This is a genomic window from Echinicola sp. 20G, from assembly GCF_015533855.1.
GTDB lineage: Bacteria > Bacteroidota > Bacteroidia > Cytophagales > Cyclobacteriaceae > Echinicola.
Genome location: NZ_AP024154.1, coordinates 285,948 through 298,395 on the forward strand (window position 1 = coordinate 285,948; position 12,448 = coordinate 298,395).

Here is a 12,448-nt window from a genome sequence, read left to right on the forward strand (position 1 = left end):
ATGAAAATAATGTTAAAGAACTATTTAATCTTCCTTATAGCCCTCTTCAGTTCGGCAAGTTTTGCGCAAACCTCTTTACACAAAGACATAGATGATCGGTCATCAGCCATCGAATCCAAAGTAATCAAGTGGAGAAGGGATATCCATCAAAATCCTGAATTGGGCAACCACGAAACCAGAACGGCAAAGCTAATTGCCGCCCACCTGAGAAGCTTGGGAATCGAAGTCCAGGAACAAGTGGCAGTTACTGGTGTAGTCGGTTTATTGAAAGGTGGCCATGATGGTCCGACAGTAGCATTAAGGGCTGACATGGATGCTTTACCAGTCACTGAGCGTAATGATCTTCCGTTTAAATCGACCAAAACAACGGTCTATAATGGTCAGGAAATCGGTGTCATGCATGCCTGTGGACATGACACTCATGTAGCCATATTAATGGGGGTTGCCGAAGTTTTGGCAGGGATGAAAGGCCAAATCCATGGAAATGTGAAATTCATTTTTCAGCCATCGGAAGAAGGTGTTTTTGAAGAAGGCGTGGATTCATGGGGAGCCAAACAAATGGTTGAAGAAGGGGTAATGGAAGGTGTAGATGCCGTTTTCGGTTTGCACATCAACTCACAAACCGAAGTAGGAAAAATCAAATACAGATCCGGCCCTGCCATGGCTGCCGTGGACAACCTGAAACTAACCGTGAATGGCCGTCAGGCACATGGTGCTTACCCTTGGTCATCAGTTGATCCTATTGTCACTTCCGCTCAAATTGTCAATGCTCTTCAAACCATAATCAGTAGAAATGTCAATATCACAGAGAATCCCGCTATAGTTACCATAGGAAGTATCCATGGAGGTGTCCGTCAAAATATCATTCCCGAAAAAGTGGAAATGCTAGGAACAATCAGAACATACGGCACTGAGCAACAAAGCTTGATCCATAAAAGAATAAATGAAATCGCCACCAATACAGGAGAAGCTGCTGGAGCAAATGTGGATGTGGTCATTGACAAAATCTATCCCGCTACGATCAACAATCCTGACTTAACAGAAAAAATGATCCCTACATTGCAACAAGTGGCTGGTGCAGAAAACATCATTTATCACGACCCTATCACTGGAGCAGAAGACTTTAGCTACTTCCAAATGGAAGCACCAGGCTTATTTATCTTTTTGGGAGGAATGTCAAAAGGAGAAGACCCTACAGAAGTGGCTGCACACCACACACCAGATTTTTTCATTGATGAATCAGGGCTTCTGTTGGGAGTTAGAGCCCTCAGTTACCTAACTATGGACTATATGGAAATGAAATGATTCAATTAAAACAGGCGATCAATTTGTTGATCGCCTGTTTTACATCTATAAGGTCTTAAAGTAATTATTGCTCAAAAACTAAGGTGGAAGGATTGGCTCCCAACTCCTTCAATCCACTATTAACTGCTTTGATAAATCCAGGAGGTCCACAAACATAAAAATGTTGGTGCTCAAAATCTCCAATTTTGGATTTTAAATAAGCCTTATCAATCATTCCCTTATCATAAGCTGTATCCTTTTGCTTCGCAATGATATTGATAAATTTATGGCCCAATATTGTCTTCAGCTCTTCATAAAGAATGATATCGTCATTGGTTTTATTTGCAAAAATCAACTTGCTAGTACCAACCTTATTCTTTTTGCGAAGCTGCCTTAAAATGGATATAAAAGGAGTAATACCTGCCCCACCAGCTATAAAGACCCCTTCTCCTTGAAAGGATATTGTTCCCCAGGGATCTCCTATTTCTAATTCATCTCCAGCTTCAGCTTCGTCCAACCTTTTGGTCACTCCCTGATGACCTTTATAGGATTTGATGATAAACTCCAAGTAATCATCTGACGGTAAACTGGTAAAAGTAAAAGGACGCTTTTCAGCTTCCCACCCTGCTTTTAGCAAACTAACCTCTGTTGCTTGGCCGGGTTGAAAATTATACCCACGAGGCTTCTCCAACTTGTAACGGTTCACATCATGTGTAACCTTCTCTTTTTCTAATATTTTCACTCTGTAAGTTGCCATACTTGAACTTACAAAAAACCAAGCGATTATTATAATCCAAAGCCAATATACTACCTTAAAAAAAGGCAGAAAAAAACCGTTTTATTTACATTTCAGAAACCAATTCTTTAATTATCTCAGTCATTTTGGGTTCAGCAATAGCTGCTGCCGCAATCACTTCTTGGATGGAAATCTTCTTGATCTTACCTGGTGAACATAAATCTGTAATGGCCGACAAGGCAAAAACCGGCAAATCCATTTGCCGCGCCACGATCACTTCTGGCACAGTACTCATCCCTACTGCATCCGCCCCAATGGTTCTCAAGTATCGGTACTCAGCCCTAGTCTCAAGGTTGGGACCTTGAACACCAACATAGACTCCTTGATGTATTTTAATTCCTTTTTGATAGGCTACTTTTATAGCTTTATCTATTAGCTCCAATGCATAAGGCTCACTCATATCCGGAAATCTCACTCCAAACCCATCTAAATTTTTATCCCTCAAAGGGTTTTCTGGAAATAGGTCAATATGATCATTGATAATCATTACATCCCCTATTTCAAATGCTGGATCAAGTCCTCCTGCTGCGTTGGAGACGATTAGCTGCTTGATTCCCAATTGCCTCATTACCCGAACAGGAAAGGTTACTTCTTTCATATGATAGCCTTCATAATAATGAAACCTCCCCTTCATCGCCACTACGTTAATTCCTGACAATTTCCCAAAGACTAACTCTCCGCTGTGAGTCTCCACCGTAGAAATAGGGAAATGAGGTATTTTGGCATATGGAATCTCTTGCTCAATCTTGATATGCTCTATCAATTGTCCTAATCCAGTACCTAAGATTATGCCCACTTGGGGTAGGTCTTTTACCTGTTGGTTGATATAGCTTACAGCTTCTTCAATTTGTTCGAGATAGGGATTGGGCATGTCTTTTATCATTTTTATTTGGTTATGGATAATCTTCGCTCTTATTTTGAAGGGAACAATAATTTTTCTGAGCCTTCTCAAGAAACTTTATGGCTCACGATATTGTATATTAAGGAGCAGTTTTGCAAGTATAAGTAGATTCATTCATGATAAAAATAATAGTAGGTACAAACAGAAAAAATGCAGTTTCTAAAACCATAGCCCAGTTATACCAAGATATACTGACGGAAATGGGAGCCCAATCTGAATTAATTGACCTGAGGGAATTGCCCAATGATTTTGTCTTTACAGCCCTTTATGAAAACAATGGCCAAAATGAAGTCTACAACGAGTTGCATGACCGTATCAAGACAGGAAATAAATTTGTTTTTATCGTACCGGAATACAATGGCTCTTTTCCTGGGATACTAAAATCGTTTATTGATGGCATGACCTATCCCAATACATTTAGGAATAAAAAATGTGCCGTGGTGGGGATTTCATCAGGAATAGGCGGAGGTGGCATCGCATTGAGCCACCTTACCGACATATTCCACTACCTGGGCATGCATGTTCTGGCCAATAAGCCAAAACTTGCCAAAATTGAGGAAAACATGTCTAATAACTTGCTCACCAACAAGTTTTACATAGACCTTTTGAAAACCCAGGCAGAAATGTTGATTAATTTTTAATCAACATTGTCATGTAAAAACCGGTTATTGCCCAGAATCTCGTTGTCATCATTTAAATTAAACTTAGACAAGTTGGTTTCTGAACTGTGTTGCACATCCTGGAGTTTTACATTTTTCCTTAAATAAGCAGGCTTATCAAGCTTTTCTTTGAACTCCTCTGGAGTTTGATTGGCTGCCCTTAGGTTTTTCAACCTTTCAAAACGCTCGTGCGCGCGTTGCATGGCCTTTTGCTTGATTTGCTCATAGTAATCATTGTTGTAAGCTGCGCCTGCATTGCTTTCTTCCTCACGTGGCATGCTATTGCGCTGCTCAGCCTTAGGCTCCTCGTCGTACAATGGCGTCACTTTTCTTACTGGAGAAGGACTTGCAGGTACAAACTCAAACTCATCATCTTGTGATGTTGAAGTAGGATGATTATAATCCTCTTCTGTATCCACGTGGCTTTGGCTAGGCATAGGCTTAGCAGATGAAGAATTAGCTTCTTCATAATTGTTACCATTGTTAGATGGCGTAGGCTGCTTAATGGTAAAAGTAAAGGTCTGACCAGAAGAAGCAGGGCTGTCCTCTTCTACTTTGGTCGTTTTACCTGAATCCAAATCAATTACTTTCTTCGCATTTTCTTCTTTTTCCTGCTCTGCTTTCTTGGCTTTGTCAGCTTCATCTTTTGTCAAAGCACCGGCCTGAAAACCTGTTGCAATCACAGTCACTCTAATTGCCTTTTTCAAATCTGGATCGATACCTTGACCAAAGATCACTTCCGCATCATCCCCCGCACGTTCCTGAATGTATTCTGTGATTTCACTCAATTCATCCATAGAAAGCTCCTCTTCTTCACCTGACATGATGGACAATAGGATTTTCTCAGCTCCCTTAATATCCACATTGTTTAACAACGGTGAAGCAATGGCCTTCTCTGCAGCCTTGATCGCTCTGCCTTCCATCTCTTCAGTAGCAGATCCCATCACTGCAGCTCCAGCATCTTTCATCACTGTCTTCACATCTTCAAAGTCGACGTTTACATCCTGATGAACAGTGATAATTTCCGCAATTGACTTTGCCGCTGTACTCAGCACATTGTCCGCCTTTCCAAAAGCAGAACGGATAGGCAAGTTGCCATAAACCTCTCTCAACTTGTCATTGAGAATGACCAAAACGGTGTCGCAGTTGGCCCTTAATTCTTCAATTCCTCTTTGGGCTGCTCCGGTTTTTTTTCGGCCTTCAAAAACAAACGGTGCAGTGACAATACCAACTGTAAGGATATCCATATCCTTTGCAATCTTGGCAATCACTGGTGCCGCGCCTGTTCCGGTACCACCACCCATACCGGCAGTGATAAATACCATCTTGGTATTATCAGAAAGCAGCTCCCTGATTTCTTCTTTGCTTTCCAAAGCAGCATTCCTTCCCTTTTCAGGGTTGGCTCCAGCTCCCAAACCTTCTGTAAGGTGGGCTCCAATCTGAAGCTTCAAAGGAACCGGGCTGCTCTTCAATGCCTGCGAGTCTGTGTTAACTACAACAAACTCCACATCTTTTATTCCTTGGCTAAACATGTGGTTCACCGCATTGGAACCACCTCCTCCCACACCTATCACCTTGATGATAGACTTGTGATTTTTAGGAATATCAAATTTGTAATCTTTCATGATATCTGACATTATTTCCTCAATTTTTGGTGAATTGTTATTTCTAAATCTTTCTAAATCTCTATTTCACTGTTCAGTAGTTGCCCTCATCTCCGATATCATCCGTAATGAAGTCTTTCAGCCTTCTTCTGATGCTACCAAAAATGTCTTTGCCGGGCATCTCCATTTTATTTCGGTCATTCTTTGCCTCTACAGGTACAGACTGACGCTGACGGTAATAGTCCTCCCTGTCATCCAAAGCTTTGAAGCCAGCCAGCACCAAACCAACAGTGGTTGCGTACATAGGGCTTTTCACTTCTTCAATCTTTGATTTGCCCAAGTGCTCATTAGGGTAACCAATTCGTGTATCCAGTCCAGTCATGTACTCAAACAATTGGCCCACACCTTGCAGCTGAGAGCCACCGCCTGTTAGGACAATGCCCCCGGCTAGTTTCTTATAAAGACCGCTGGCTACAATTTCTGACTGCACCATTTCGATGATTTCTTCCATTCTTGCTTCTACGATGTAAGCCAAGTTTCTGATAGAAATTTCTTTAGGAGGCCTGTTTCTTAGGCCAGGAATAGAAACAATCTCATTAGGATTTGCTTCTTCAGCGATGGCTCTACCAAATTTGGTTTTTAGCAATTCCGCTTGGTTTTGCATTACCATGCAGCCTTCCTTGATATCAGCTGTGATGATATTTCCGCCAAAAGGAATCACTGCCGTATGGCGAATGATGTTATCATAGAATATAGCTATATCCGTAGTGCCCCCACCGATGTCCACCAAGCATACACCCGCTTCTTTGTCCAAATCGCTAAGGACTGAAAGCGAACTGGCCAATGGCTCAAGAATCAAATCCTTGGACTGAAGATCTGCTCTTTTTACACATCTGTTGATATTATTGATAGCTGTGGTTTGCGCAGTGATGATATGGAAATCTGCCTCCAAACGGGCTCCTGACATACCCACTGGATCTTTGATACCATCTTCATAATCTACCGTATAGTCTTGCGGCATTACGTGAATAATCGTGTTTCCAGGAGGTACGACAATGTTCTCCATATCATTGGATAATCTGCGTACGTCCTCAATGGTGATTTCATCATCTTTAGTATTTCGGATGATCACCCCATGGTGAACTGAGCTTCGGATGTGTTGTCCGGCAATTCCCACAATCACTTCCCTGATATCTACCTCTGCCATATCTGCAGCTTCATTTACTGCTTTTTGGATGGCATTGACGGTTTTATCAATATTGGTAACGATGCCCCTGATTACTCCGTCAGACACTGCTTTGCCCATGCCAAGTACCTCCAGTTTTCCGAACTCATTTTTGCGCCCTATGATGGCACAAATTTTTGTGGTTCCAATGTCCAGTCCTACGATTAATTTGTCAGTTTCCATAGCTATATCAATTATTCACAAATGATTTGATCCTTAAATTTCACATTTACCCTTGTATAGGCATCCCAACCTTTTTGGGGTATGATCTCTTTATAAAAGAGACTTAGTTTTTCAAACTTTGATGCAATGTCCTCTGGCTTGCCAAACTCTATTTCTTGTCTGCCCACTTGCTGGTGCATCGTAATATTTCCTTTTCTATCTATCTCCAAAGAAGCTATCTGAGCTCTCCAGAAATCGCTTTCATCAATGAAGTAAATCAGATCCAATAAGCCTTGATGATCACTGGTAAGGTCCTTTGCTGCTAACAGCTCATCTGCCAATGCTCCATTGATGATCAAAACCCTTGAAGTATAATGAGCGGAAGTAGGTAAAATAAAACCTTCAGATGATATATAGCCATCGGCTGCCAAAGGCCTACTGATCCTGGCAATCGGTCGATATTGATCCACCGTCACCATTACATCTCCCTTCAGGTCAGTATATACCTCTGCATTCTTCACAAATGGGTGCCCTTCTACTTTTTCTTCCAACTTCCTTAAATCAATATTTTCCAATCTCTTTCCATCTGATAGGCTTGGAAATTCTTTCAAGAGCATAGAGGAAATCTCATCCTCCTCTACAAAATATACATCACTGATCCCCTTCACTTTCACCGATAGGCTATGATAACTCCTTTCAGCTCCTTTTTTCTCTACGAAGCCGATAAAGACCACCAACACCAGTAAAAGTGCCGTGAACACAAATGATTGCTTTATTTTTAAGTTTCTCAATCCCATTGCTCTATCAGATCATTTATTGGATCTACAAGTCTGTCTATATCTCCTGCTCCTAAAGTCACCAAAACTTCAGGCCGCTTTTGATCTAAAAACCCCAACAAGTCATTCTTGCTTTGGAGTGATTTTTCAGATGAAGTAATTCCATCCATTAACATCGCTGCATTTACCCCCTCAATCGGCAACTCCCTTGCTGGATAGATATCCAAAAGGATTACTTCATCCGCCAAAGAAAGTGCTTCAGAAAAACCTTCCGCAAAATCTCTAGTCCTGGTAAACAAGTGAGGCTGAAAAATCGCTGTCAGTTTTTTATTGGGATACATGGCTTTCACCGAACCCAAAAATGCTTTGATCTCTTCCGGATGATGGGCATAGTCATCGATATATACCCCCTTCACATCCTGCCTTTTGATTTCAAATCTTCTTTTGACTCCTCTAAAACTTTCAAGCCCCTTTCTGATTTCCCCTTCAGCTATGCCGAAATGCAAAGCGATGGACACTGCTGACAAGGCATTTTCAACATTATGAAAACCTGGAACCCTCAAAACCAACCCTTCAATCAACTTCTCTTCGCTGACATAATCAAACTCAAAAGAGGCTATTCCAGCCTTGATATTTTCTGCCCTAATCTCTCCTTCTCCCAACCCATATTGACGCACGGTCAAACTGCCAAAATCATTCCTATTTAGCTTTTTCAGGGCATTTTTTTGAATAAATAAAACACCGTCTTCAGGCAATAAATCAATGTACTTTTCGAAGTTGACAGTAAGTTCCTGAGCATCACCATATATATCCAAATGATCAGCATCCACACTTGTCACCACAGCAACATTGGGATGCAATCTCAAGAAAGATCGATCAAACTCGTCCGCTTCTACAACTACGATTGGCTTCTCCTCATTTTCCTCATCATGTAGAATCAAATTGCTCTCATAGTTTTGGGTAAGCCCTCCCAAAAATGCAGCAATGTTTTTCCCTGCACTCTTCAGCATATGGGCCACCATAGAGGAAGTGGTTGTCTTACCATGCGTTCCTGCTACTCCAACCGTGTACATGGATGACGTAATCATTCCCAAAACTTCAGATCTCTTCTTAAGGTTAAAGTGGTTATCCTGAAAGAAATTCAACTGCACATTATCTTTGGGAATGGCAGGTGTCCAAACGATCAACACATTTTCCTTATCCAGTTTCACAGATTCAGGAATGGTATTCAACGAATCTTCATAAGTGACTTGCATCCCTTCCTCTTCCAACTTTTTGGTCAATGGAGAAGGTGTTCGGTCGTACCCATATACAGGAATTCCCACATGGTTGAACCACCTGGCAATGGCACTCATCCCGATACCACCAATTCCTAAGAAATAAACGCTATGTAACTTATCCCACTTCATTTGATCAAAGCTTCCAATTCTTCTACAATCTCGCGGGCAGCATTAGGCTTGCCCATCTTTTTTATATTTTTTCCTAAGCGATCCTGTAAATCAGTATCACCCATCAATTCATCCACTTTCTTAGCCAAACCTTCTACTGCTTCAGCATCCTTCAACATCAAGGCTGCCTCATGGTTGACACAAGCCATGGCATTTTTGGTCTGATGATCCTCTGCCACATTGGGGGAAGGAACAAAAATTACCGGCTTTCCGACCAAGCTCAATTCTGAAACCGACAGTGCTCCAGCCCTGGAAATCACCAAATTTGCCGCTGCATAAGCCAAATCCATTTCCTTGATAAACTCCAGAGCTTGTATAAACTTCAGCCCTGAGTTTTCTACCTTATCGGTCATTTCCTCGAAATAAAACCTCCCTGTTTGCCAAAGCAATTGATATCCCTTCTCCTCAAAATGTTCCATGGAAGCCAAGACAGCTTGATTAATGGTTCTTGCCCCTAAGCTCCCTCCCAAAACCAATATCACAGGTTTATCAGCATCAAGTCCAAAATGTTTCAGTGCAGCTTCCTTTTTATTAGATAAGTTCAAAATGTCCTTGCGAACAGGGTTACCTGTAAAATGGATCCTATCTTCAGGAAAGAACTTTTCCATCCCCTCATAGGCAACACAAAAAGCCTTGGCCTTCTTGGCCAACAATTTATTGGTCAATCCCGCATAGGAATTTTGCTCCTGAATCAAAGTCGGTATGGCCTTGCTTTGTGCCACATACAATAAAGGACCACTTGCATATCCTCCCACTCCAACTACAGCATGTGGCTGAAAACGTTTGATCAGTTTTCTTGCCTTATTGATACTGTCCCAAAGCTTAAAAGGAAAGCTTAGGTTTTCTAATGTCAGCCTTCTTTGCAAACCAGCCACTGGTAAACCTTCAATCGCATACCCAGCCTCCGGCACTTTCTGCATTTCCATTTTGCCTTCCGCACCCACAAAAAGAATCTCGCTCTCTGGATGGTTTTCCATCCAGGCATGAGCGATCGCAATGGCCGGATAAATATGCCCTCCGGTTCCACCACCGCTAATCATGATTCGATATGTGTTCTTCTCTTTAATCACTACTTATACTATTGAGCCATTTGCATGGTATTTTTTCTAATTGTATTGGTATCTCCTGCAAAACCATCTTCATGGTCTCCACGGCTTACGCTAAGGATAATTCCCAAGGAAATCCCGGTAAACAACAAGGAAGTTCCTCCCATACTCAGCAGTGGCAATGGCTGCCCTGTAATTGGACCTAAGCCCACCGCAACGGCCATATTTACCAAAGCTTGAATCACCAGTGCAAAACTCAACCCAGCTGACAGTAAGCCCCCAAAGGGTCGATTTGAAATGGCTACAATCCTCATTCCTCGGTACAAAAGCGCGAGATAGAGAAACAATACTACCCCTCCTCCAATCATACCATATTCCTCAATGATTATGGCATAGATGAAATCAGAATATGGATGGGGAAGTGAATTTCTTTGTTCACTGTTTCCAGGTCCCTTACCTGCAATCCCCCCAGTGGCAATTGCCATATATGACTGTTGTGCCTGATAAGGGATATCCTCATCAGACATAAAGTTTTCTATCCTTGAAAAGAAGGTTCCTCCCCTTTGACCTAAGAAAATTGCTGAGGTCAATGCCAAAAAACCGATCAAACAAACCGCAATCAAGAACTTTACAGGAACCCTACCGATAAACATCAACAATAAGCAAGTGCTCAACAGCATTACTGCTGTGGACATGTTGGCCAAACCAATCAGCATACAGATCATCCCAATCCAAATCATCACTGGAATAAATGTTCTCTTGAAGTCCTGAATGTTTTTTTGCCGCTTAGCCAACATCCCTGCCACTGCCGCTATCAAAGCCAACTTAGCCAAATCTGATGGTTGAAAAGCCTGATTGATGATCGGAATGGTCAGCCATCTATTGGCATCGTTGACATTGGAACCAAACAAATAGGTTATAGCCAATAAAGGCACTGACACCCAAAGGGCCATCAAACTGATCTTAGAATAATACTTATAAGGCAATCTGTGCGCTCCCCACATCACGACCAAACTCAAAAGCACCAACATGGAATGCTTGATCAAGTAAGCCTCGGTATTTCCTCCCATTCTACGGTAGGCCAAAGTACCTGTGGCAGAATACACCACAAGAATACTAATGATGGAAAGCACCATCACGATTCCCCAAATCATGGGATCACCCTTCAAGTTTTTATCGATCCAAGCTTTGACCTTAACCATTTTTTATGACTTCAATTTTATTACTGCTTCTCTAAATTGATCTCCCCGGTCTTCATAGTTTTTGAATAAATCAAAACTTGCACAGGCCGGTGACAATAAAACCACATCACCCATCTCTCCTTTTTCAAGGCCCCACTTTACAGCTTCAGTGATCTCCTGTGTTTCCATTATCTCTGGAATCACACCTTCAAAAGCTGCTTTCAGCTTTTCATTATCTTTTCCCAAACAGATCAAGGCTTTAACATGCCCTCTAACTTCTGGGATTGTGACTTCATAGTCATTTCCTTTGTCCACTCCACCTGCAATCCAGATCAAAGGCTCCTTGAAAGCTGACAATGCATAAACTGTGGCATCCACATTGGTTCCTTTACTGTCATTTACAAAAACTACCCCGTTTATTTCTCCCACTTTCTCCATCCTATGCGGAGCGTTCTTAAAGTCTGCCAGGCCTGTCTTGACCGCCTCCTCATTAGCTCCAGCCAATAGGGCTGCATTGACAGCACACATGACATTGAGCATATTATGATCTCCTTTCAAAGCCATTTCACTTTCAGGAATGGACACCATATGATCATTGAAGTTGACCTTCACCTCACTCCCATTGAAAAAGCTGCCATCTTTTACAATCTTTTCCAAAGACACTTCATGAACTTTAGGCTGAATCACCAATTCATTTAATCCTTTCCAGATGTTTTGATCTTCCCGGAAGTAGATAAAGTCATCATCTCCATCCATTTGTTTCAGCAAGTTCAGTTTCGAGTGGATGTAATTTTCCAACTTGTACTCATACCGATCCAAATGATCTGGTGTAATGTTAGTTAGCACAGCAATCTTTGGCTTCAGGGTTTTGAACCCATCGATCTGAAAACTGCTTACCTCCAGCACCCACCAGTCATGATCCTCATCCACCAGTTGGCTAGCCCAACTCTTCCCTACATTTCCTCCCATACCTACATCCAAACCACTCTTTTTCATCAAATGATAGGTCAGTAGCGTAGTAGTGGTCTTACCATTTGTTCCGGTAATGGCAATCACCTTTCCTTTGCTGAACCCATAGGCAAATTCCAGTTCATCTATCACCGGGATTCCTTGTTCAATGGCTGCTGAAACTATCGCATTGGTAAAAGGAATCCCTGGACTTTTGATGATCTCGCCTTGATCTAAAATTCGTTCCTGAGTATGCTGGCCTTCTTCATAAGAAATACCAGCTTCGTCAAGCATATTCTTCCTATTTCCACTGATTTTGCCTCCGTCTGAGACAAAGACATCATAGCCGTTTTTCTTGGCCAACATTGCTGCGCCTACACCACTCTCTCCTGCTCCCAATATGGCTATCCCCTTCATA

Annotated in this window: 11 protein-coding genes; 2 read left to right on the forward strand and 9 right to left on the reverse strand. The window is 41.9% G+C overall.

What is annotated here, in order from left to right; genetic code table 11:
• Positions 1–9: 9 nt before the first annotated feature.
• Complete coding sequence (locus tag JL001_RS01430; protein WP_200980270.1) at positions 10–1,305, forward strand: amidohydrolase; 1,296 nt, start codon at positions 10–12, stop codon at positions 1,303–1,305.
• 64 nt (positions 1,306–1,369) lie between these two features.
• Here JL001_RS01430 and JL001_RS01435 read toward each other — a convergent pair whose 3' ends face one another.
• Together JL001_RS01435 and JL001_RS01440 are read right to left on the reverse strand one after the other, a co-directional pair.
• Positions 1,370–2,041: an FAD-binding oxidoreductase gene (locus JL001_RS01435; RefSeq protein WP_200974351.1), complete on the reverse strand. Its 672-nt coding sequence runs from the start codon at positions 2,039–2,041 to the stop codon at positions 1,370–1,372.
• An 85-nt stretch (positions 2,042–2,126) separates the two neighbouring features.
• Entirely contained in the window at positions 2,127–2,963 is an 837-nt protein-coding gene (locus JL001_RS01440; protein ID WP_200974352.1) for a purine-nucleoside phosphorylase, read from the reverse strand.
• A gap of 134 nt (positions 2,964–3,097) precedes the next feature.
• On the opposite strand from JL001_RS01440, the gene JL001_RS01445 reads away from it, so the two are divergent.
• Positions 3,098–3,622: an NADPH-dependent FMN reductase gene (locus tag JL001_RS01445; protein WP_200974353.1), complete on the forward strand. Its 525-nt coding sequence runs from the start codon at positions 3,098–3,100 to the stop codon at positions 3,620–3,622.
• Here the strand turns inward: JL001_RS01445 and ftsZ are convergent.
• The 7 genes from ftsZ to murD form a co-directional block, all read right to left on the reverse strand.
• A complete protein-coding gene (gene ftsZ / locus JL001_RS01450; protein ID WP_200974354.1) occupies positions 3,619–5,265 on the reverse strand; it encodes a cell division protein FtsZ in 1,647 nt (548 codons plus the stop codon). The two genes, JL001_RS01445 and ftsZ, sit on opposite strands and share 4 nt — an antisense overlap.
• Positions 5,266–5,338: 73 nt before the next feature.
• Complete coding sequence (gene ftsA, locus JL001_RS01455; protein WP_200974355.1) at positions 5,339–6,652, reverse strand: cell division protein FtsA; 1,314 nt, start codon at positions 6,650–6,652, stop codon at positions 5,339–5,341.
• Between the two features lie 11 nt (positions 6,653–6,663).
• Positions 6,664–7,428 carry a cell division protein FtsQ/DivIB gene (locus JL001_RS01460; protein WP_200974356.1) on the reverse strand — a complete coding sequence of 255 codons (765 nt, stop codon included), beginning with the start codon at positions 7,426–7,428 and terminating at the stop codon, positions 6,664–6,666.
• Positions 7,419–8,816, reverse strand: coding sequence for a UDP-N-acetylmuramate--L-alanine ligase (murC, locus tag JL001_RS01465; RefSeq protein WP_200974357.1), 1,398 nt, complete (start codon positions 8,814–8,816; stop codon positions 7,419–7,421). Before murC ends, JL001_RS01460 begins: the two co-directional genes overlap by 10 nt.
• Positions 8,813–9,925, reverse strand: a complete 1,113-nt coding sequence (gene murG / locus JL001_RS01470; protein WP_370567344.1) for an undecaprenyldiphospho-muramoylpentapeptide beta-N-acetylglucosaminyltransferase — start codon at positions 9,923–9,925, stop codon at positions 8,813–8,815. Before murG ends, murC begins: the two co-directional genes overlap by 4 nt.
• 8 nt (positions 9,926–9,933) lie before the next feature.
• On the reverse strand, positions 9,934–11,103 hold the full coding sequence (locus tag JL001_RS01475; protein WP_200974358.1) for an FtsW/RodA/SpoVE family cell cycle protein: 1,170 nt from the start codon (positions 11,101–11,103) through the stop codon (positions 9,934–9,936).
• 3 nt (positions 11,104–11,106) lie between these two features.
• On the reverse strand, positions 11,107–12,447 hold the full coding sequence (gene murD, locus JL001_RS01480; protein WP_200974359.1) for a UDP-N-acetylmuramoyl-L-alanine--D-glutamate ligase: 1,341 nt from the start codon (positions 12,445–12,447) through the stop codon (positions 11,107–11,109).
• Position 12,448 lies beyond the last annotated feature (1 nt).